Origin of the sequence: Pseudomonas allokribbensis, from assembly GCF_014863605.1 — a bacterium.
Lineage (GTDB): Bacteria > Pseudomonadota > Gammaproteobacteria > Pseudomonadales > Pseudomonadaceae > Aquipseudomonas > Aquipseudomonas allokribbensis.
This window is the reverse complement of the sequence record NZ_CP062252.1, coordinates 1255206-1277240: the sequence shown is the minus strand read 5'-3', so window position 1 is coordinate 1277240 and position 22035 is coordinate 1255206. Positions and strand designations below refer to the sequence as shown.

The window sequence follows — 22035 nt, the reverse complement described above, 5'->3', positions numbered from 1 at the left end:
CCTTTTGCTTACTTTTTGGCGTTTGAAAAAGTGAGCCGCTGTAAGAGCGGAACCGCCAGCGGCAGCACCCGAAGCAACGGATATTCACAAAGAACACCCAGAGCATGGCCGGCCCAAAGGCCGCCACGCTCAAACAAAATCAAACCTCCTTACGCACCCGGAACCAAGCCGCATACAACGCCGGCAAAAACAAAAGCGTCAGAGCCGTCGCCACAATCAACCCCCCCATGATCGCCACCGCCATCGGCCCGAAAAACACACTGCGCGACAACGGAATCATCGCCAGCACCGCCGCCAGCGCCGTCAACACAATCGGCCGGAACCGGCGCACCGTCGCCTCGATAATTGCCTGCCAAGGCCTGAGCCCCGCCGCAATATCCTGCTCGATCTGATCCACCAGAATCACCGAGTTGCGCATGATCATCCCCGACAACGCAATCGTCCCGAGCATCGCCACAAACCCGAACGGCTGACGGAATACCAACAGAAACAGCGTCACCCCGATCAACCCCAGCGGCGCCGTCAGAAACACCATCGCCGTGCGCGAGAAACTGCGCAGTTGCACCATCAGCAACGTCAGCACCACGACAATGAACATCGGCACACCGGCATTCACCGACTTCTGCCCACGCTCGGAATCCTCCACCGTACCGCCGACATCCAGCAGATAACCGTCAGGCAATTCAGCGCGAATCGGATCGAGGGTCGGCATGATCTGTTTGACCAGCGACGCCGGCTGCTCCTTGCCGTAAATGTCCGCACGCACGGTCACGGTCGGCAGCCGGTTGCGGTGCCAGATGATGCCTTCCTCGAAGCCATATTCCAGCGTGGCAATCTGCGACAGCGCAACGCTGCGGCCGTTGTCGGTCGGTACTGCCAGACTCGGCAGCAGCGAAAGTTCGGTGCGTTCATGCACGGTGCCGCGCAGGAGGATTTCAATCAATTCGTTGTCTTCGCGGTACTGGCTGACGCTGGAACCGGTCAACGAACTCTGGAGGAATTTCGCCAGATTCGCCGTGCTCACACCCAGTGCCCGGGCGCGATCCTGATCGATGTTCAGGTACACGACCTTGCTCGGCTCTTCCCAGTCCAGATGCACGTTCACCACATGCGGATTCTCGCGAACCTTGGCCGCGACCTTGCGTGCCAATGCGCGGACTTCCTCGATGTGCTCGCCGGTGACGCGGAACTGCACCGGATAACCGACCGGTGGGCCGTTTTCCAGCCGCGTGACCCGCGAGCGCAGGGCCGGGAATTGCTCGTTCAAGGTATCGATCAGCCACGTACGCAGCGCTTCACGCTCCTCGATGGTTTTCGCCAGCACGACGAACTGGGCGAAGCTCGCCGCCGGCAGTTGTTGATCCAGCGGCAGGTAGAAACGCGGCGATCCGGTGCCGACGTAGGCCACGTAATTGTCGATGCCGGCGTGATCCTTGAGCATCGCTTCCAGTCGCTTGACCTCGGCGGTGGTGTTGGCCAGCGAAGCGCCTTCGGCCAGTTTCAGATCGACCATCAGCTCCAGCCGGTTGGAGGCCGGGAAGAACTGCTGCGGGACGAACTTGAACAGCATCACCGAGGCGACGAACAGCCCCACCGTCAGCACGATCACCGTTTTGCGCCGACGCACGCACCATTCCACCAGCCGTCGAACCCGCTGGTAAAACGGTGTGGCATAAGGGTCCGGATGTCCGTCCCCCGAACCGTGTTTGGCGGCGTGAATTTTCGCCAGATCCGGCAGGAGTTTTTCCCCGAGGTATGGCACAAACATCACCGCCGCCACCCAGGAAGCGAGCAACGCAATGGTGACGACCTGGAAGATCGAGCGGGTGTATTCGCCGGTGCCGGACTGCGCGGTGGCAATCGGCAGGAAGCCTGCGGCGGTGATCAGCGTACCGGTGAGCATCGGGAATGCAGTGCTGGTCCAGGCGTAACTGGCCGCCTTGATCCGGTCGAAACCCTGCTCCATTTTGATTGCCATCATTTCCACGGCAATGATCGCGTCGTCCACCAGCAAGCCCAACGCCAGCACCAGCGCGCCGAGGGAAATCTTGTGCAGGCCGATACCGAGGTAATACATGCAGGCGAACGTCATCGCCAGCACCAGCGGAATGGTCAGCGCCACCACCATGCCGGTGCGCACGCCGAGGGAGAAGAAGCTCACCAGCAACACGATGGCCAGCGCTTCAACCAACACCTGGACGAACTCACCGACGCCACTTTTCACCGCCGCCGGCTGATCGGACACCTTGCGCAACTGCATGCCGGCCGGCAGGTTTTTCTGGATGCGGGAGAATTCGACTTCCAGGGCCTTGCCCAGCACCAGAATGTCGCCGCCGTCCTTCATCGCCACCGCAAGCCCGATCGCGTCTTCGCCCATGAAGCGCATGCGCGGCGCCGGCGGATCGTTGAAACCGCGCCGCACATCGGCGACATCGGAGATACGGAACGTACGATCACCGACGCGGATCGGGAAGTTTCTGATCTCGTCGACTGTCTGAAAATTCCCCGAGACCCGTAGCTGCAATCGCTCGCTGCCGGTTTCGAAGAACCCGGCGGTGGATACCGCGTTCTGTTCTTCCAGCGCCTGCTGCACTGCCGCCAATGGCAGGCCGAGCGTGGCGAGTTTGACGTTGGACAGCTCGACCCAGATCTTCTCGTCCTGCAGCCCGAGCAGATCGACCTTGCCCACATCCTTGACCCGCTGCAGCTGGATCTGGATGCGGTCGGCATAATCCTTGAGCACGGCGTAGTCGAAACCGTCGCCGGTCAGCGCATAGATATTGCCGAACGTGGTACCGAATTCATCGTTGAAAAAGGGGCCCTGAATCCCCGGCGGGAGGGTCTGGCGGATGTCGCTGACCTTCTTGCGCACCTGATACCAGAGGTCTGGAATTTCCACCGAATGCATCGAGTCGCGGGCAATGAACGTGACCTGGGATTCGCCGGGACGGGAGAACGAGACAATGCGTTCGTACTCGCCGGTTTCCATCAGTTTCTTTTCGATGCGCTCGGTGACCTGACGCGAGACTTCCTGCGCCGTGGCGCCCGGCCAGCGGGTCTGGATGACCATGGCCTTGAAGGTGAACGGCGGGTCTTCACTCTGCCCCAGCTTGGTGTAGGACAAGGCGCCGACGATGGCCAGCAGAAGCATCAGGAACAGTACGATCTGGCGATTACGCAGCGCCCATTCGGAAAGGTTGAAGCGCATCGGGCCTTACTCCTTGTCCGCCAGATTGACCACACGGTTGGAGCGATCCACGGGACGCACCTGCTGCCCTTCCAGCAGCACATGCACGCCGGCGGCCACTACCCAGTCGCTGGCGTTGAGGCCTTCGAGCACCGGCACGGTTTTCTCACCGAACGGACCGATGCGCACGGGCGTCTTTTTCAAGGTGTTGTTGGCGCTGACGACCCAGACATAGGTCGCGCCGTTTTCGGCGGTCAGGGCCGAGAGCGGCACCGACAGCGGGATTACGTCGGCGGTCTGCACGAATACCCGGGCGCTCTGGCCGAGTTCTGCCGGGACTTTGCCGGCGGTGAATGAAATGCGCGCGGCGAAGGTGCGGGATTTCGGATCGGCGGCCGGCGACAGTTCGCGGATCTGCCCGGCGAAGCGCTGGTTCTGTTGAGTCCACAGCTCCACCGACACTGGCTGGCCGACCTTGAAGCGACCGAAGCTCTGTTCCGGCAGGCTGATCAGTACTTCACGCTCACCATCGGTGGCGAGGGTGAAAACGGTCTGCCCGGCGGCGACCACTTGTCCGACCTCTACCGAGCGTTTGGCGACCACGCCATCCTGTGGCGCACGCAGCACGGCGTAACTGGCCTGATTGGTCGAGACGTTGAATTCGGCTTTGATCTGTTTGAGGCGGGCTTCGCCGGAGCGGTAGAGGTTTTCGGCGTTGTCGTACGCTGAGCGGCTGACCATCTGCCGTTCCATCAAAGTCTTGTAGCGGTCACGCTCGGCGCGCACCAGATTCAGATTGGCTTCGGCGGCGGTGACCTGGGCGCGGGTCGCCTCCAGTTGCAGGCGTACGTCCTGCGGATCGAGCTCGGCCAGGGGCTGATCGGCCTTCACGCGCTGGCCTTCCTCGACCAGTCGTCGGCTGACTTTGCCACCGATACGGAACGCCAGATCCGGTTCATACCGGGCACGAACCTCGCCCGGATAACTTTCCATCGCCTGCGCCGAAGGCTCTGGCTGCACCACCATGGCCGGTCGCACGCTGACTTGCGTCACCTCTTCCTTGCCACATGCCGACAATAAGAACGCCAGAGTGACTGGCACCGCAAAGGACAACGCATGGCGGAACATGGTGAAGGACCTTTCGCTAAGGAGGCTTGGAATAATTATACTGACCGGTATGTTATTAATAGCAAACTCACCAGTCCAGTATTAAAAGCGAAGAATGTCGAACAATCTTTCAGCTCCAAACGGCCCCGGCCGCCCGAAGGATCCGGCCAAGCGCCAGGCGATTCTCGAAGCGGCGAAAATCCTGTTCCTGAGTCACGGCTATGCCAACACCAGCATGGACGCGGTGGCCGCCGAGGCTGGCGTGTCGAAGCTGACGGTCTACAGCCATTTCAATGACAAGGAAACGCTGTTTTCTGCCGCCGTCGTCGCCAAATGCGAGGAGCAATTGCCGCCGCTGTTCTTCGAATTGCCGGACGGCATCGCGGTGGAAAATGTGTTGCTGAACATTGCCAGAGGCTTTCATCACCTGATCAACAGCAACGAGTCGGTGAACCTGCATCGCCTGATCATGGCGCTGGGCAGTCAGGATCCGAAGCTGTCGCTGATCTTCTTCGAGGCCGGTCCCCAGCGCATGGTGCAAGGCATGGAGCGCTTACTGCGGCGGATTCATGAAACCGGCGTGCTGAGCATCGACAACCCGCACAACGCCGCCGAGCACTTCTTCTGCCTGATCAAGGGCGCGGGGAATTTCCGGCTGCTGTACGGCTGCGGTGAACCACTGACGGGCGAGGCGGCGGAAAGCCACGTGCAGGAAGTGGTCGAGCTGTTCATGCGGGCCTATCGCCCCTGAAAACAAAAATCCCACGCCATGCGTGGGATTTTCTTATGCGGCGACTCAGGCCTTGAGCGCTTTCTTCGGGTAAATGTCATAGCGACTGGACTTGCCGTCCAGCGCGTGACTCGGCTTCGGCCCTTCGATGCACGGCGCCTTGCGCGGGCGCTTGACCACCACCCGATGCGTGGCCAGCGCCAACGCCGCTTCCAGCAGGGCCGGTGCATCCGGATCATCGCCCACCAGCGGACGGAACAGGCGCATTTCCTTCTTCACCAGCGCGGTTTTCTCACGGTGCGGGAACATCGGGTCAAGGTAGATCACCTGCGGCGGCTCGCCCTCCCAGTTACGCATCACGTCGATGGAGTTGCCCTTGAGCAGCGTCATCCGCGCCACGATCGGCGCCACGTCGAAATCTTCCGCCGCGCGGGCCAGGCCATCCTCCAGCAAGGCGCCGATCAGCGGCTGGCGCTCGATCAGGCTCATCTCGCAGCCCAGGCTCGCCAGCACGAACGCATCTTTCCCGAGCCCCGCCGTGGCATCCAGCACCCGCGGACGCACACCCTGGGCGATGCCGACCGCCTTGGCGATCATCTGACCGCTACCGCCGCCGTACAACCGACGATGGGCCGCGCCACCCTCGACGAAGTCGACCCGCACCGGCCCCGGCGCATCCGGCCCCAGCTGTTGCAGTTGCAAACCCTGCTCGCCGACCTGCAAGGCGAACTCGCCGTCGGCCACCTGCAACGGCAGATTCAGGCGCTCGGCCCACTGCTCGGCCTGCGCCTCGAACGTCGGGCCGAGGGCTTCGACATGGATGCGGCAGGCCGCGGGTTGCTCAATCATGGAAAACACGCTCAAAAAAGTTAAGGATCGGCAAAAACCGCCGATAACCCAATCAACGCGCATTTTGCCAGAGCTGAGCGTCAACCGAAAAAAATGTCAGGCATTCTTCCCACATCGATTGGCTACATCTCGCCCCATGGCGATTTCAGCCGTCAAAACACTCAAGCACTGAGCGGCGTCAGTCACCTGTGGCAGGATTTCTTTGCCCAGGCGATGGCCGAGCAGTCGAGTGATGTGGTGCCGGCCTGCGGCACATTCCCACCGGTTGATCTCGATAGCCCTGAAGAACCAACCGTCGGCAGTGAACTGCACGCCCACATCATCGACCAGCGCGAATGCAACGTGGTGGAAACTCCGGTTCGACCGCCTGAGCCGCTGTTCCTGCCGATTGCCGAAATCGACATGACACTGGCCGAGCCATACCCTCCGTTCCCGCCGGAAGCCATCAAGACTCAGCAAAAGCAGCAGGATTTCGACAGCAGCTGGGTTCGTCCGGTCGTGATCAACAACGGCCAGCCGATTCCGGAACCGGGCCCTGCCCCGCAGAAAAAGCCGTTGTACCTGCCGATTGCCGAGTTCGACCTGGATCTGCTGCAGCCTTACCCGCCGTTCCCGCCGGAAGAAATCGTCGAACAACAGAAAGCGCTGGACTTCGATAACGGCTGGGTGCGCCCGATCGTTCAGCAGAACCTGCGCATCGCCGCCTGATCCCGCCTCTCCTTAGCCTTTGAAAAACTGATTGGCCTTGGCGTACGGCATCGAACGCGAAGTGAAGCCGAACGTGCCCGATTGCTGGATTTCCTCGGCAGCCCGGAAAAACTCGCCAAACGCCGCCAGTGCCAGCGCCGAACCGGTGCTGATGCGCCGCACGCCCATTTCTTCCAGTTGCTGCACGGTCAGTTTCAGGCCACCGGACATCAACACGTTGACCGGTTTCGGCGCGACTGCGCGCACCACCGCCAGGACCTCTTCAGCCGTCCTCAGGCCCGGAGCGTAGAGCACGTCGGCGCCAGCCTCGGCGAACGCCTGCAAACGGCGAATGGTGTCGTTGATGTCCGGATTGCCGTGCAGGTAGTTTTCCGCGCGGGCCGTCAGGGTGAAGGGAAACGGCAGCGTGCGCACCGCTGCGACGGCGGCTTCGATCCGCGCCACCGCGTGTTCGAAACAGTAGATCGGAGCGTCCGGACGGCCAGTGGCATCTTCGATCGAACCACCCACCGCACCCGCTTCAGCTGCGCGAAGCAGACTTTGTGCCGATTCAGCCGGCGCGTCGGCAAAACCGTTTTCCAGGTCCACCGCCACCGGCAGATCCGTGGCTGCGGCAATTGCCCGAACATTGTCCAGAGTCTGTTCGAGCCCCAAAGCGCCATCGGGTTTGCCCTGGGAAAACGCATAACCGGCACTGGTGGTCGCCAACGCCTGGTAGCCCAGACTGGCCAGCATCTTCGCCGAACCTGCGTCCCACGGATTGGGAATCACGAAAATCCCGGGACGTTCATGCAGGGCTTTGAAGGCTTCGGCTTTACGGGCTTGTTCTTTGCGGGCTTGGGCGTCCATCGGCAGGCTCCTGGGCAGGAAAAAAAATCCGCCTCAGAGCAGGCCAAGTTGCTCGGCAGCGGGCTCTCTGTATAGCTCAGGCAGGGACGGCAGGCCAGGCAAACGTTGCATCAGTTGTGCATGGAAACGTTGCGCGAGCTTCGCCGCCAGAAGGTTATCGGCGGTGTGCAGGAAGATATACGGCGTGCGCCCTTCTTCGATCCACTCGGCGATTTTCGCCACCCACGGCACCAGGAACGGGTCATTGGCTTCAAGCTCGGGATGGCCGATGAAGCGCACCTGCGGAAACTGGGTGAACGCTGCCGGACGGGTTGGCACCCGGGGCTTTTTCGATTGGGCGTGGATCACCGAAGACTCGGTGGACAGACAACTGAACAACGCGCGCGGATCGAGGCAGATGCGCTCCACACCGCGATCCAGCAGCAGACGATTGAGCAGGCGTTCGCTTTCGCCCTTGGCGAAGAACTGTTCGTGCCGCACTTCCACCGCCAATGGCCGATCAAACGCGTCGATGAAGGCTGCGAGCTCTGGCAGACGTTGCGGAGTGAAGCTTTTCGACAGTTGCAGCCACAGCGGCGACACACGCTCGCCGAGAGGGCTGAGTAACTGGATAAAGGTTTCAGCGGCGGTCAGTTGATCGCGCAGATCGCCGCTATGGCTGATGTCGCCGGGGAATTTTGCGGTGAAGCGAAAGTGCTCGGGCATGACCTCGGCCCAACGCTGCACGGTGGCCGGCGAGGGGCTGGCATAGAAGGTCGTGTTGCCTTCCACGGCGTTGAACACTTGCGAATAGAGACCGAGGAAATCAGAGGTCTTGGCGTCTACCGGATACAGATACTCGCGCCAGGCGTTTTCACTCCAGGACGGGCAGCCGAGGTAGTAAGGCAGATCCATCAGATGTAAAGGTCGAGGCCCAGCACGTCTGCGTCCCAATCGACAAAACCGGCGGTGCTCAGGTAGCTGGCCAAGGCCATGGCCACGCTTTTCTTCATCGCACGGTGATAAATCATGTCTTGTTGGCGGGCGGGCAGATTGCTCAGGCGTTGCGCAGCGTTTTTGGCAGCACGAGCGGCCAGTTGCGCCTCGGTGGGGAATTCCAGCTCGCCGTCGATATCCTCGACGGACTCATCCAGCGCCGGATTGCCTTTGCGAGGCTTGCGCTTGATGGGGTAGGACTGAGTGGAAACGCCGTCTATACGCATAAAGTCATGCTCGGTATCGATGATGGCAATTTAGCGGCACCTGACCGACTTAGCAAATCGCCGAGTGATAACTAGAACACATAAAAGACAAAAGGTTTAAAGCGGGGCGTTGGAAACTGACGGTTGGCAGGAACTGGCGGGACCCTGTGGCGAATGCCACAGGGTGATTGTCTTCAGCGGGCTTTCGGGGTGGCCACTTTATCGCGCAGGTAAACCGGCTGGGCGTCGTCTGCAGGGATCGACTCACCGCGCTCCCAAGCGAAGCGGGCCAGCGTCAGCAGGTCTTCGGCATGGGGCAGCATGCCCGCGTCGGAGCCGATCAGATTGACCGCGATGCGCTCGCCGTAGCCCCAACCGGTGCCGGCACCGAACCAGTCGCCAGTCGCATCGTCCGGCAGCGCGGCGACTTCCGGCGGCAACACCGCTTCGGTGCCGACCAGACGCATCTCCCCTGCCGTCTCGCGATAGCAGCCCCAATACACTTCATCCATGCGCGCATCGATGGCCGCCGCGACCTGGCTCACGCCGTATTCGCGATAAGCACGTTGCGCCAGCACCGCCAGGTTCGACACCGGCAACACAGGGCGATCCAGCGCAAATGCCAGGCCTTGCACCACGCCGATGGCGATGCGCACACCGGTGAAAGCGCCCGGGCCACGACCGAAGGCGATAGCGTCCACGGCTTGCAGCGTGGTGCCGGCGTCGGCCAGCAGTTGCTGGATCATCGGCAGCAGTTTCTGCGCGTGCAGGCGCGGGATCACCTCGTAATGGCTCGTGACCTTGCCGTCATGCAGCAAGGCAACGGAGCAAGCTTCAGTCGCGGTGTCCAGGGCCAGCAAGGTGCTCATCGATGTGTCCGTAAATCAGGTGGGGAAAAAGTGCGCCAGTATAAACAACTACGGCCCGCAAGCGGGCCGTGGATGATGCAGCGGATCAGGTTTTTCAGCTCAGCGCTTCAAGAACCTTGGCGGTGATCGCTTCAACCGAACCGACACCCGGGATATGGCTGTACTTCGGCTTGCCATTGGCAGCCGACAGCTTCTGGTAGAAATCCACCAGCGGCTTGGTCTGCGAGTGGTAGACCGACAGGCGATGACGCACGGTTTCTTCGGTGTCGTCCTTGCGCTGCACCAGCTCTTCACCGGTGATGTCGTCTTTACCGGCAATTTTCGGCGGGTTGTAGACGATGTGGTACACGCGACCGCTGGCCTCGTGAACGCGACGGCCAGCGATACGCTGAACGATTTCTTCGTCTTCAACAGCGATTTCAACCACGGCATCCAGCTCGACACCGGCAGTCACCAGCGCTTCAGCCTGAGGAATGGTGCGCGGGAAACCGTCGAACAGGAAACCGTTGGCGCAGTCAGACTGAGCGATGCGGTCCTTGACCAGTGCGATGATCAGGTCATCCGACACCAGGCCGCCGGCATCCATGATGCTCTTGGCTTGAACGCCCAGCGGAGTGCCGGCCTTGACCGCAGCACGCAGCATGTCGCCGGTGGAGATTTGCGGGATGCCGAATTTCTCGGTGATGAACTTAGCCTGAGTACCTTTACCGGCCCCGGGAGCTCCCAGCAGAATGACGCGCATTAGATGTGCTCCTCAATTTTTTTATAAAAAGCTTTTGCAAAACAACGGATTCGCCTCATGGGGCGAAATCCTGGAAATAGGGTCGTGACCGCCCAAACGGCCAGAGGCTGACCAAGATACACAGCAGGCTGCGCCCACACAAGACGCCAAAAGTCGGAGAAACCGGCGCCTGCCGCGACCTTGCGACGCGGTTCCCCAAGTCGCAACCCCATCACTAACTGTCGCCTGACCGCATTTTTCCCACGATTGATAAACGGCACCCGACGCTTGCCCCGGGTGCCCCGCCCCACGCAGAAAACCTTAGCCGGTATTTCGCAAACCGGCGGCAATCCCCGCCACAGACACCAGCAACGCCTGTTCCACCGGGCTGCCCTGCTCGACATTCTGCTGCCGCGAACGCGCCAGCAGCTCAGCCTGCAATAGATGCAGCGGGTCGAGATAGGTGTTGCGCAGACGGATGAATTCGAGGGTGTCCGGGCTATGTGCCAGCAGTTGCGACTGACCGGTCAGGCCGAGGACCACGGAACATGCCTGCGACAATAGGTCGCGTAAGTGCACACCCAAAGGTAACAAGTCCGACTCAACCAGTCGCTCGTCGTAGGACAGCGCAATGTCGGCGTCAGCCTTGGCCAGCACCATCTCCAGCATGTCGATGCGGGTGCGGAAAAACGGCCACTGCTCGCGCATCTGCCCCAGCAATTCGCCTTCGCCACGCGCCAGTGCCTTGCTCAACGCGGTTTCCCAACCGAGCCAGGCCGGCAGCATCAAGCGTGTCTGGGTCCAGCCGAAGATCCACGGAATCGCCCGCAGGCTTTCAATGCCGCCAGCTCGGCGCTTGGCCGGACGGCTGCCCAACGGCAAACGCCCCAACTCCTGCTCCGGCGTCGACTGGCGGAAATACTCGACAAACTGTGGATTCTCCCGCACCACTGCACGGTAAGCGGCGACACCGTCGGCGGCCAATTCGTCCATCAGATGCCGCCACTCCGGCGTCGGAGGCGGTGGTGGCAGCAGGGTCGCTTCGAGCACGGCAGCCAAATAGAGATTGAGGTTTTGTTCGGCGATGTCCGGCAGGCCGAATTTGAATCGAATCATTTCCCCCTGCTCGGTGGTGCGGAAACGCCCGGCCACCGAACCCGGCGGCTGCGACAGGATCGCCGCGTGAGCCGGGCCACCACCACGGCCCACGGTGCCACCGCGACCGTGGAACAGCAGCAGTTCGACTTGCTGCTCGCGACAGATTTCCACCAGCCGCTCCTGCGCCCGATATTGCGCCCAGGCCGCTGCGGTGGTGCCGGCGTCCTTGGCCGAGTCGGAGTAACCGATCATCACTTCCTGCGGGCCTTGCAGACGCGCGCGATAACCCGGCAGCAGCAACAGGCGCTCGATCACCGGGCCGGCGTTGTCGAGGTCGGCGAGGGTTTCGAACAGCGGCACCACGCGCATCGGCCGCAGTACGCCGGACTCTTTCAGCAACAGTTGCACCGCCAATACATCGGAGGCAGCGCCGGCCATGGAGATCACGTAGGAGCCCAGCGAAGCGCCCGGCGCGGCAGCGATTTCCTTGCAGGTGGCGAGCACTTCGGCAGTGTCCGCCGAGGGTTTGAAATGCGCCGGCAGCAACGGCCGACGATTTTGCAGTTCGCGGGTCAGGAAGCTGATGCGTTGTTCTTCGTCCCAGTCTTCATAGCGACCGAGGCCGAGGTAATCGGTGATTTCGGTCATGGCCGCGCTGTGTCGCGACGAATCCTGACGTACGTCGAGGCGCACCAGGAACAGGCCGAAGGTCACGGCCCGGCGCAAGCAATCGAGCAACGGCCCGTCAGCGATCACGCCCATGCCGCACTCGTGCAGCGAGTGGTAGCACAGCTCCAGCGGATCGAGCAGGTCGCGGTTGTTGTGCAACACATCGGCCGGTGCCGGGGTGGTCGCCGCCAAAGATGCATGGGCCCAGTTGCGCGTGGCGCGCAGGCGCTCGCGCAATTGCTTGAGCACGGCGCGATAGGGTTCGGCGCTGTCGCCGGCCTTGGCCTTGAGCGACTCGCTGGCCTGTTGCATCGACAGTTCAGCCGCCAGGTGATCGACATCGCGCAAATACAAATCTGCTGCCATCCAGCGCGCCAGCAACAGCACTTCACGAGTCACCGCAGCGGTGACATTCGGGTTGCCGTCACGGTCGCCGCCCATCCACGACGCGAAGCGGATCGGCGCAGCCTCCAGCGGCAAACGCAGGCCCGTGGCGGCGAACAGTGCCTGATCGGCCTTGCGCATATGGTTGGGAATCGCCTGCCACAGCGAGTGCTCGATCACTGCAAAACCCCACTTGGCCTCGTCCACCGGGGTCGGCCGGGTGCGGCGGATTTCTTCGGTGTGCCAGGCTTCGGCGATCAAACGTTGCAGGGTGTTCTGGATCTGCTCGCGCTCGGCGCTGGTCAGGTCACGGTGATCCTGAGCGGCCAGTTGCGCGGCGATCGCGTCGTACTTCTGGATCAGCGTGCGCCGGGCCACTTCGGTCGGGTGCGCGGTCAGCACCAGTTCGATTTCCAGTCGCGACAACTGTCGGGCGAGGGAATCGGCGCTGTGCCCTTCTTCACGCAGGCGGGCGAGCAATTCCGGCAGCACGCGGGACTCGAACGGTGCGGCCTGCGACTCTTCGCGGCGATGGATGAGCTGGTACTGCTCGGCGATGTTCGCCAGGTTGAGAAACTGGTTGAACGCCCGCGCCACCGGGAGCAATTCGTCTTCGCTCAACTGATTGAGGCTGGCACTGAGTTCAGCGTCCATCGAGCCGCGTCGGTCGGCCTTGGCGCCCTTGCGAATCTGCTCGATCTTGTCGAGAAACGCCTCGCCGTACTGGTCACGGATGGTGTTGCCCAACAGCTCACCGAGCAGGTGAACGTCTTCGCGCAAGCGTGCATCAATATCGGTCATCTGCATCTCTCCAGCAGTAATCGGTGACGGATCGCAAGTGAGTAGATGAACAGAGAGTGCCGCTCTGGGACGCTTCTTACAAGCAGACGACGAAGGGACTTTAAACCTTGAGGCTTGAAGCTAGTCTCAACAGTAAGCCCCACAACGGCTTGCCGCCGGCTGACGGCGGACACTCACCCAGACCTGCCACGAGCAGGTGCGACATGAGGTCATTATGAAAATCCGTGAACTCGCCCAGCATTGGGAAGAAACCGCCAAGGGTCGTCTGACCGAGACCGGCTACACGATTCATCTGGATGTGGAAGCGGCCGCACGGCTGGCCGCGATCGCCGAGATGTACCCCAAACGCCACGCCGAAGAACTGCTCGGCGAGCTGATCGGCGCCGCCCTCGAAGAGTTCGAAGCGAGCCTGCCGTATGTGAAAGGTTCGACCGTGGTCGCGACCGATGAGGAAGGTGATCCGCTGTATGAAGACGTCGGCCCGACGCCGCGTTTTCTCGCGTTGTCGCGGCGTCATCTGCACGATTTATCGGCCGCCGTCGGTAAGCAGAAACACTGATTTTCCCTGCCTCTCCTCTCCCTTGAACAGCCCTGTCCCCGAGCCTGAAATGGCTCGGGGATACCGCTGCGCACGTCCAAAGTTCCCGGTTTAGAGCCCTGTCCATTCGGTCAGAATATTTTTTGGCGATGAGCCATCTTTTCTGAACTTTTAAAAAAAGCCTTCGGTCGGAACAGGTAACCACGCCTGGAACGAGCGTTTCAAAACGCACTTGCACATGACGGTTGCGGCTCCGCTACCAGGATGGATTTCGAAGCTTTCAAGGAGTTAACCAATGGAGTTGAAGACCATGAAGACCCAAACCTCGTTCTCCCACCTGCGCGGTCTGAAACTGGCCGCTCTCGCCATCGGCACCAGCTTCGTGCTGGCCGGTTGCGCCGGCAATCCACCGACCGAGCAGTACGCCGTCACCCAATCGGCGGTCAACAGCGCGGTCAGCGCCGGCGGTACCGAATTCGCCGCCGTGGAAATGAAGCAGGCACAGGACAAGCTCAAACAAGCCGAAATCGCCATGCACGACAAGAAGTATGACGAGGCTCGCACACTGTCCGAGCAGGCCGAGTGGGACGCTCGCGTAGCAGAACGCAAGGCTCAGGCGGCCAAGGCTGAACTGGCTGTGAAGGATGCCCAGAAAGGTGTTCAGGAACTGCGTCAGGAAAGTCAGCGCACCGTGCAATAAGCGCGCATCCCGACTGCAAGGCTGAATCTCTTACCGATAGAAAGGACGAACGATTATGCGTAAACAACTGATGATCCCCGCTCTGCTGGCCGCAAGTGTTGCCCTGGCTGCCTGCTCGACGCCGCCGAACCCGAACCTGGAACAGGCGCGCACCAACTACGCCGGTCTGCAGGCCAACCCGCAGGCGAGCAAAGTGGCCGCACTGGAAACCAAGGACGCCAGCGATTACCTGGACAAGGCTGACAAGGCTTATCTGGACAAGGAAAACGCGGCCAAGGTTGACCAACTGGCCTACCTGACCAACCAGCGCGTGGAAGTGGCCAAGCAGACCATCGCCCTGCGCACCGCTGAAAACAACCTGAAGAACGCCTCCGCCCAACGTGCCCAGGCACGTCTGGATGCCCGCGATCAACAGATCAAGCAGTTGCAGGACAGCCTCAACGCCAAGCAGACCGATCGCGGTACGCTGGTGACCTTCGGTGACGTGCTGTTCGCCACCAACAAGGCTGACCTGAAATCCAGCGGCCTGGTGAACATCAACAAACTGGCGCAATTCCTTCAGGAAAACCCTGATCGCAAAGTGATCGTCGAGGGCTACACCGACAGCACTGGCGCGGCGAACTACAACCAGTCGCTGTCCGAGCGTCGTGCGACTTCGGTGCAGGTGGCGCTGATCAAAATGGGCGTCGATCCGTCGCGCATCGTGGCGCAGGGTTATGGCAAGGAATACCCGGTGGCCGATAACGGCAGCGTCTCGGGCCGTGCGATGAACCGTCGGGTGGAAGTGACCATTTCCAACGATAACCAGCCGGTAATTCCGCGTTCGGCTGTCAGCTCGAACTAAGCGTCACGCGGTAACGAAAAAGCCCCGCCTGAGTGATCAGGCGGGGCTTTTGTTTGCCGCAGGATTACTCTTCCAGCTTCTGCGGGGTCTCCTGGCCCATGCAGCGCACAGCCTTTTTCTGGCCGTTGATCAACACCCCGGTCAGGCCTTTCTGTTCGGTGTCGAACAGCACCAGCACGCCATCGATGCATTGCGCCACTTGCGGCGCCGGGTCCAGAGAGACTTTGTAGTCTTCGCCGGGAATGGTCTTGAGCATGGTGAATTCGTTGAGCAGCAACGCGTCCTCGGGTTTGGCGAAGTGCAGGTAACCGTAGTACCACAGGGCACCAACAGTGCCGAGGATGCTGCAGATACCGGTGATGATCAGCGGGATGGCGTTACGTTCTTCACTCATTGCGGACTCTCTGGTGGTTCAGCTTCAGAATTCTGGGGAGGCGGATAATTCGGGATCTCGCCGAGGCGGCGCAGGCCGTTGAAGTGCTCGGGATCGTCGAGGTAGCGCAGCATCACCTGGCGCCACACCGGGTCGCCGAAGGTCTGCACATGGCCACCTCGGGTCAGTTGCAGCACGCGAGGCGGCGGCGCAGCTTGATACAGACGGATGCCGTTGGAAAGGGGCACCAGCGGATCGTCGAGGCTGTGGAAGATCAGTTTCGGCACGCCGTTGAGTTGCGGCATCGCGTTGATCGCACTGTCGCCATCCGGCACCAGCCACGACAGCGGCACCTGAAATGGCCAGGTCATCCATGAGGTGCTGAGGGCGTACTGGCCGACGCTGCGGTAACTGGCGGGCACGCCGTCGAGCACCAGCGCCTTGAGCTGTTTTTGTCTTTCCGGATGTTGCACCAGCCAATGCACGGCCATCGAGCCACCGAGGCTCTGGCCCAGCAACACCAGCGGTTTGCCTTTGACTTCCGGCGCCTTGTCCAGCCAGGCGAACGCGGCGTCGATGTCCTGATAGATCGCCGGCAGGCTCGGTTCGCCCTCGGACAAGCCGTAACCGCGATAGTCCACCAGCAACACTTGATAGCCGTTTTTCGGCAACCACCAGCTCCCACCCAAGTGCATCGGCAGGTTGCCGCCGTTGCCGTGCAGGTGCAGGACCGTGCCCTTGACCTCGACACCCGGTTTGGCCGGCAGCCACCAGGCGTTCAACTTGAGGCCGTCGGCGGTGGTCAGGGTGACGGTGCGGTATTCGAGTTTGGCCCTCTCCGGGGTGAACAACTGGCCCGGCTCGGGGTAGAACAGCAAAGAGCTGCAACCGCCGAGGATCAGGAGCAGGCAGAAGATGCCGAGGATTCTCATCCGTTGAAACCTCGCGAAATTCGGGTTCCCACGCACCGCGTGGGAACGTTCAAGGGGGCTACAGGATGTTCGAGTAATCGGCCTCGATCCGGTCCAGGCTCAAGTGATTGAGGAAGTTGGAGAAGCACATCCACGCCGACAACGCGTTCATGTCGCGGAACTGGTCCGGCAGATACTTCGGCGGTACCACCAGGCCTTCGTCCACCAGCTGACGCAGGGTTCGCATGTCCTCAAGGGTGGTCTTGCCGCAGAACAACAGCGGGATCTGCTCAAGCTTGCCCTTGCGCACGGCCAACTGAATGTAGTTGTAAACCATGATGAAGCCCTTGAGGTAGGACAAGTCTTTGGTGAATGGCAGACCGGTCGGCGTCGATCCCCGGAAAACCCGACTGGCATTGCCATAGCTTTCGGCCATTTCAAAGCCCTGCTCGCGGAAGAACTCGAAGATCTGCAGGAAGTCCGCGCCCTCCTCGACCATGTGAATGGCGCGAGTGCGGTTGGTCAGTTTGCGCAAGCGGCTCGGGTAGGAGGCGAACGTGATGATTTCCATCAGGATCGCCAGGCCTTCCTGAGTCACGGTCGACGAGGGCGGGCCCTTGGACAGGAAGGTGCAGATCGGCTGGTTCAGACCGTTGAGCGTGGTGCCGACGTGCACCAGGCCTTCGTGGACTTCCAGCGCGCGCACGTCGCGGTCGTTGAACATCGCGTCGGTGCGGATCTTGATGTAGTCGGCGCCCGCCGCCGCGTCGGCGACGATCCCGTCGGACTCGAACACGCGGATGGTTTCCTCGGCCTCGCCGAACACCTTGTTCAGGCGGGTTTGCAGCAGGTGCACGGCATCCTTGGCGGTGAGGATCTTCGGTTCGTCCTTCAGGTCGCCACGACCGTCGATGTTGTTCAGGTAGTCCGACATCATCAGGCCAAGGTCGGCCAGGGTCGGGTCACCGGCGTGGAACGCATCGGACGCAGCGCCGTACAGTTCCTGGGAAATCAGGCCGAAATCCTCGGTGCCACGCGCTTCGAGCATGCGCACCACCATCCGGTATTCCTTGCACATGCGACGCATGATCTGGCCGACCGGGTTGAACTGGCCGAGCTGGCGGGTGATGTCGCGCTCGATGTTCTGGAATTCCAGCTTCACCTTGCTCGAATCGAAGGACAGCGGCCGGTTGAGGTAGTAGTCGCGATCCACCGCCGGCAATTCCTTGCCCTTGGCCTTGAGAAAACCCTTGCGGATGTTCTCGTCCCACTTGACTGCGTCAAGGACGCGAATCGGCGTCTGCGCCAGCACAATGCGATCGGACAGCGTGCGTATCGTCTGCTGGTAATCGTCCACCCGAAACTCCTGTAGAAAACGTGACGAACTGAATTATTTGGCCTTGGCCTGATGCTGATAGCGCGCCGCTTCGACGAAAACGTCGGAATTGGCCGGGTCGTCGAGGTAAGCAAAGACCTTTTCGAGAGTGCTGTCGACTTGCACGCCCTCGCCGTCATCGGTCTGGAAGCCCTGGCCGTCGAGGCTTTTCTGCGCGATGGCCTGGTTGATCTGTTCGAGATCGAGGTTGTAGATCACCAGTTCGTGCTTATCGGTAATCTCGAAACCGGCGATGGTGAAGTGCCCGCCATACTGCGCCGGCACCTTCGCCGACAGATACCAGCGGTTGCCATGGCGCGACACGGTGAACGGATAGGCTTCGCGCTCGCGCGGTCTGGCCTTGAAGTACGCGACCGCCTGATAGCGGTCGTTGCCCAGGCGCGTCAGTTCCAGGTTCATCGGTTCGCCCCAGGCGTTGGTGCTCGACCATTGGCCGAGCAGGCCCTTGGGTGCCGGCTCACTGGCGGGCAGCGGCTCCTTGAAGGTCACCAGACAACCGCTGAGCAGCAGGAACGACAGCGCGATCAACGCGCCACGCCAGGCTTTCATTCAACACTCCCTATGAACCGAACTCGCCACCGGACCTGTGGGAGCGTTACATCGACGCCAGCACCAGATGCATATAGCGGGTCAGAATGCCGAGCATGTCCTCTTCGGCCAAAGGCTCGGCGTCGTTGAGCAGGCCCTGATATTCCATCCGTCCGATAATCGCCGTCAACACCTTGGCATCCTGCTGCGGCTCGCGTGAGCCCAGCACCTGGAACAACTGGCAGGTGCCCTGCAACAGAATCTGCTGGTGGGAGCGCACCAATACCGCCAGACGCGGGTTGAGCAGCGCTTCCTGACGGAAGGCCTGTTCGGCCATCAAGTGCTCGCGGCGATTGACCAGTTGCCGGTGCACGTAGTCAGCCATCAACCGGGCGATATCGTCCGCCAGCTGCGAGCGCGACTCCGGGCTGCCGTCGCCGCTGACCACCATTTCGCGCAGCAGGCCTTCGTTGTTGATCCACAACTTGGCCATGTAGGCCGCGCTGCGTTCGACGTATTGGGCGAAGGTATCGGTGAGCAGGTCATCGATATCCTTGAAGTAATAGGTGGTCGCCGACAACGGCACACCGGCTTCGGCCGCCACCGCACGGTGGCGCACGGCACGCACGCCGTCGCGCACGACAATGCGCATCGCCGCGTCGAGAATGTCCTGCCGACGCTGCTCGCTGCCCTGTCGGCTGGCCTTGCGGCCCTGGTACTGAACACTTTCAGCGACCGCAGTGGCGATTCCCGCTGCACCCTCTTGAGCCATTGCACCGATCACGACAGGCATACCTCTGTTGTTTTCTTCAAAATTAACCATTTGATACGTTTGTACCAGACAGGCAATAAAAAGCCGCCCATTTCAGGCGGCTTTTTTATTGAAACACTTACGCTTGCGGCCGCATGTGCGGGAACAGGATCACGTCGCGGATCGACGGCGAGTTGGTCAGCAACATCACCAGACGGTCGATGCCGATACCTTCACCGGCCGTTGGCGGCATGCCGTACTCCAGCGCGCGAACGAAGTCGGCGTCGTAGTGCATGGCTTCGTCGTCGCCGGCGTCCTTGTCGGCCACCTGCGCCATGAAGCGTTCGGCCTGGTCTTCCGCGTCGTTCAGCTCGGAGTAGGCGTTGGCGATTTCACGGCCGCCGATGAACAGCTCGAAGCGGTCGGTGACGTTCGGGTTGTCATCGTTGCGACGGGCCAGCGGCGACACTTCGAACGGGTACTGAGTGATGAAGTGCGGCTGCTCCAGCTTGTGCTCGACCAGTTCTTCGAAAATCATCACCTGCAGTTTGCCCAGACCTTCGAAGCCCAGCACCTTGGCACCGGCCTTCTTGGCGATGGCGCGAGCCTTGTCGATGTCGTTCAGGTCATCGGCGGTCAGCTCAGGGTTGTACTTGAGGATCGAATCGAACACCGACAGGCGCACGAACGGCTCGCCGAAGTGGAACACCTTGTCGCCGTACGGCACGTCGGTGCTGCCCAGAACCAGCTGCGCCAGTTCACGGAACAGTTCTTCGGTCAGGTCCATGTTGTCTTCGTAGTCGGCGTAAGCCTGGTAGAACTCCAACATGGTGAATTCAGGGTTGTGACGAGTCGAAACGCCTTCGTTACGGAAGTTGCGGTTGATCTCGAACACTTTCTCGAAGCCACCAACCACCAGACGCTTGAGGTACAGCTCTGGCGCGATACGCAGGAACATTTCCATGTCCAGCGCGTTGTGGTGGGTTTCGAACGGCTTGGCTGCAGCGCCGCCAGGAATGGTCTGCAGCATCGGCGTTTCGACTTCGAGGAAGTCGCGCTTCATCAGGAAGCTGCGGATGTGCGCAATCACTTGCGAACGCACGCGGAAGGTCTGACGCACGTCTTCGTTGACGATCAGGTCAACGTAGCGCTGACGGTAGCGCTGTTCGGTGTCGGTCAGGCCGTGGTGCTTGTCCGGCAGCGGGCGCAGGGATTTGGTCAGCAGGCGCACGCTGGTCATCTCGACGTACAGGTCGCCCTTGCCGGAACGGGCCAGGGTGCCTTCGGCGGCGATGATGTCGCCCATGTCCCAAGTTTTCACCGCGGCCAGGGTGTCTTCGGACAGGGTCTTGCGGTTGACGTAGACCTGGATGCGACCGGTCATGTCCTGGATCACCATGAACGAGCCACGGTTGAGCATGATGCGACCCGCAACCTTGACCGGGATCGCAGCCTCTGCCAGCTCTTCCTTGGTCTTGTCCGCGTACTGTTTCTGCAGTGCTTCGCAGTAGTTTTCGCGGCGGAAGTCGTTCGGGAAGGCATTGCCCTTGGCGCGCTCGGCAGCAAGCTTTTCCTTGCGCAGGGCGATCAGGGAGTTTTCTTCCTGTTGCAGGGCTTGCGGATCGAGTTGTTGGTCGCTCATGTCTTTAAATATTCCATCACAGGTTCGTTGCCCCCGCCGATGGCGGGGGACTTGAGGTCGGGTGAAAGCTTACAGCCCCGATTTCAGGCTGGCTTCCAGGTATTCGTCGATGTCGCCGTCGAGCACCTTGTCGCAGTCGCTGCGTTCGATGTTGGTGCGCAGATCCTTGATCCGCGACGCATCGAGCACGTACGAACGGATCTGGTGACCCCAGCCGATATCCGACTTGGTGTCTTCCAGCGCCTGGGACGCCGCGTTGCGCTTCTGCATTTCCTGCTCGTACAACTTGGCCCGCAGCATTTTCATGGCGGTGTCCTTGTTCGCGTGCTGGGAACGTTCGTTCTGGCAGCTGACCACGGTGTTGGTCGGTACGTGGGTGATACGTACGGCCGAGTCGGTGGTGTTTACGTGCTGACCACCGGCACCGGAGGAACGATAGGTGTCGATCCGCAGGTCTGCCGGGTTGATTTCGATTTCCACCTTGTCGTCGATCTCTGGCGAGACGAACACCGCGGAGAACGAGGTGTGGCGACGGTTGCCGGAGTCGAACGGGCTCTTGCGCACCAGACGGTGCACGCCGATCTCGGTCCGCAGCCAGCCAAAGGCGTATTCGCCCTTGATGTGCACGGTGGCGCCCTTGATCCCGGCGACTTCACCGGCCGACAGCTCCATGATGGTCGCGTCGAAACCGCGTTTGTCGGCCCAGCGCAGGTACATGCGCAGCAGGATGTTGGCCCAGTCCTGGGCTTCGGTGCCGCCGGAACCGGCCTGGATGTCCAGGTAGGCGTTGTTCGGGTCCATCTCGTGGCTGAACATACGGCGGAATTCGAGCTTGGACAGGGACTCTTCGAGACCTTGAAGGACTTCGACGACGTCGTTGACCGCGCCCTCGTCGTTCTCCTCAACGGCCATGTCCAGCAGCTCGCGGCAATCGGCCAGGCCACCGTTCAGTTCGTCGAGGGTGTCGACGATCTGCGCCAGCGCAGCGCGCTCGCGGCCCAGTTCCTGGGCGTATTCAGGTTTGTTCCAGACTGCAGGATCTTCAAGCTCGCGATTGACTTCGATCAGACGCTCATGCTTTTGATCGTAGTCAAAGATACCCCCGAATAGTTTCGGAGCGCTCGGACAGGTCCTTGATGGTGTTCAGGATCGGGTTGATTTCCATGACGGGCAGCACTCGTTGGCGAACTTTTGAAAGC

21 protein-coding genes are annotated in these 22035 nt (G+C 61.1%); 5 read left to right on the top strand and 16 right to left on the bottom strand.

The window, feature by feature from the left end; all coding sequences use genetic code 11:
* Positions 1-139: 139 nt before the first annotated feature.
* On the bottom strand, positions 140-3208 hold the full coding sequence (locus tag IF199_RS05685; RefSeq protein ID WP_102621436.1) for an efflux RND transporter permease subunit: 3069 nt from the start codon (positions 3206-3208) through the stop codon (positions 140-142).
* A gap of 6 nt (positions 3209-3214) precedes the next feature.
* Positions 3215-4315 (bottom strand): efflux RND transporter periplasmic adaptor subunit, encoded by a 1101-nt coding sequence (locus tag IF199_RS05680; protein ID WP_096819646.1) that lies wholly within the window; start codon positions 4313-4315, stop codon positions 3215-3217.
* A 94-nt stretch (positions 4316-4409) separates the two neighbouring features.
* Between IF199_RS05680 and IF199_RS05675 the strand changes: the two genes are divergently transcribed.
* Entirely contained in the window at positions 4410-5045 is a 636-nt protein-coding gene (locus IF199_RS05675) for a TetR/AcrR family transcriptional regulator (protein ID WP_102621438.1), read from the top strand.
* Between the two features lie 45 nt (positions 5046-5090).
* On the opposite strand, the gene IF199_RS05670 is transcribed toward IF199_RS05675, so the two are convergent.
* Entirely contained in the window at positions 5091-5873 is a 783-nt protein-coding gene (locus tag IF199_RS05670; protein ID WP_425220359.1) for a class I SAM-dependent methyltransferase, read from the bottom strand.
* Between the two features lie 93 nt (positions 5874-5966).
* On the opposite strand from IF199_RS05670, the gene IF199_RS05665 reads away from it, so the two are divergent.
* On the top strand, positions 5967-6581 hold the full coding sequence (locus IF199_RS05665; RefSeq protein WP_102621439.1) for an energy transducer TonB: 615 nt from the start codon (positions 5967-5969) through the stop codon (positions 6579-6581).
* Positions 6582-6593: 12 nt separating this feature from the next.
* Here IF199_RS05665 and IF199_RS05660 read toward each other — a convergent pair whose 3' ends face one another.
* The 6 genes from IF199_RS05660 to ppc all read right to left on the bottom strand — a co-directional run bounded on the left by IF199_RS05660 (position 6594) and on the right by ppc (position 13153).
* Positions 6594-7430, bottom strand: coding sequence for an isocitrate lyase/PEP mutase family protein (locus IF199_RS05660; RefSeq protein WP_192559895.1), 837 nt, complete (start codon positions 7428-7430; stop codon positions 6594-6596).
* 33 nt (positions 7431-7463) lie between these two features.
* Positions 7464-8324: a DUF72 domain-containing protein gene (locus tag IF199_RS05655; RefSeq protein WP_192559894.1), complete on the bottom strand. Its 861-nt coding sequence runs from the start codon at positions 8322-8324 to the stop codon at positions 7464-7466.
* On the bottom strand, positions 8324-8632 hold the full coding sequence (locus IF199_RS05650; protein WP_102621442.1) for a hypothetical protein: 309 nt from the start codon (positions 8630-8632) through the stop codon (positions 8324-8326). The genes IF199_RS05655 and IF199_RS05650 overlap by 1 nt, the downstream gene beginning before the upstream one ends.
* 173 nt (positions 8633-8805) lie before the next feature.
* On the bottom strand, positions 8806-9480 hold the full coding sequence (tsaB, locus tag IF199_RS05645) for a tRNA (adenosine(37)-N6)-threonylcarbamoyltransferase complex dimerization subunit type 1 TsaB (protein ID WP_192559893.1): 675 nt from the start codon (positions 9478-9480) through the stop codon (positions 8806-8808).
* 94 nt (positions 9481-9574) lie between these two features.
* Positions 9575-10222 (bottom strand): adenylate kinase, encoded by a 648-nt coding sequence (gene adk, locus IF199_RS05640; protein WP_192559892.1) that lies wholly within the window; start codon positions 10220-10222, stop codon positions 9575-9577.
* A 300-nt stretch (positions 10223-10522) separates the two neighbouring features.
* On the bottom strand, positions 10523-13153 hold the full coding sequence (gene ppc, locus IF199_RS05635; RefSeq protein ID WP_102621453.1) for a phosphoenolpyruvate carboxylase: 2631 nt from the start codon (positions 13151-13153) through the stop codon (positions 10523-10525).
* A 214-nt stretch (positions 13154-13367) separates the two neighbouring features.
* Between ppc and IF199_RS05630 the strand changes: the two genes are divergently transcribed.
* The 3 genes from IF199_RS05630 (at position 13368) to lptF (ending at position 15235) form a co-directional block, all read left to right on the top strand.
* Positions 13368-13712 carry a pilin assembly protein gene (locus IF199_RS05630; RefSeq protein WP_096819655.1) on the top strand — a complete coding sequence of 115 codons (345 nt, stop codon included), beginning with the start codon at positions 13368-13370 and terminating at the stop codon, positions 13710-13712.
* Between the two features lie 274 nt (positions 13713-13986).
* The gene (locus IF199_RS05625; RefSeq protein ID WP_102621443.1) at positions 13987-14391 is read left to right on the top strand and encodes a DUF4398 domain-containing protein; all 405 of its coding nucleotides are present in this window, start codon (positions 13987-13989) and stop codon (positions 14389-14391) included.
* A gap of 55 nt (positions 14392-14446) precedes the next feature.
* Positions 14447-15235, top strand: coding sequence for a lipotoxin F family OmpA-related lipoprotein LptF (gene lptF, locus IF199_RS05620; protein WP_192559891.1), 789 nt, complete (start codon positions 14447-14449; stop codon positions 15233-15235).
* Positions 15236-15299: 64 nt separating this feature from the next.
* Here the strand turns inward: lptF and IF199_RS05615 are convergent, their stop codons facing one another.
* The 7 genes from IF199_RS05615 to prfB all read right to left on the bottom strand — a co-directional run bounded on the left by IF199_RS05615 (position 15300) and on the right by prfB (position 22001).
* Positions 15300-15629 (bottom strand): PA3694 family proteiin, encoded by a 330-nt coding sequence (locus IF199_RS05615; RefSeq protein ID WP_096819658.1) that lies wholly within the window; start codon positions 15627-15629, stop codon positions 15300-15302.
* Positions 15626-16540, bottom strand: coding sequence for an alpha/beta hydrolase (locus IF199_RS05610; RefSeq protein ID WP_192559890.1), 915 nt, complete (start codon positions 16538-16540; stop codon positions 15626-15628). Before IF199_RS05610 ends, IF199_RS05615 begins: the two co-directional genes overlap by 4 nt.
* Positions 16541-16598: 58 nt before the next feature.
* Positions 16599-17876: a flavohemoglobin expression-modulating QEGLA motif protein gene (locus IF199_RS05605; RefSeq protein ID WP_102621445.1), complete on the bottom strand. Its 1278-nt coding sequence runs from the start codon at positions 17874-17876 to the stop codon at positions 16599-16601.
* Positions 17877-17909: 33 nt separating this feature from the next.
* Entirely contained in the window at positions 17910-18464 is a 555-nt protein-coding gene (locus IF199_RS05600) for a hypothetical protein (protein WP_192559889.1), read from the bottom strand.
* Between the two features lie 46 nt (positions 18465-18510).
* Positions 18511-19215 carry a TetR/AcrR family transcriptional regulator gene (locus IF199_RS05595; protein ID WP_096819676.1) on the bottom strand — a complete coding sequence of 235 codons (705 nt, stop codon included), beginning with the start codon at positions 19213-19215 and terminating at the stop codon, positions 18511-18513.
* A gap of 118 nt (positions 19216-19333) precedes the next feature.
* Complete coding sequence (lysS, locus tag IF199_RS05590) at positions 19334-20836, bottom strand: lysine--tRNA ligase (protein WP_096819662.1); 1503 nt, start codon at positions 20834-20836, stop codon at positions 19334-19336.
* Between the two features lie 69 nt (positions 20837-20905).
* Positions 20906-22001, bottom strand: a protein-coding gene (prfB, locus tag IF199_RS05585; RefSeq protein WP_102621447.1) for a peptide chain release factor 2 whose coding sequence is annotated in 2 segments (ribosomal slippage) — positions 20906-21928 and positions 21930-22001 — 1095 coding nt in all. Because the reading frame shifts where the segments join, the coding sequence is not laid out codon by codon here.
* Positions 22002-22035 lie beyond the last annotated feature (34 nt).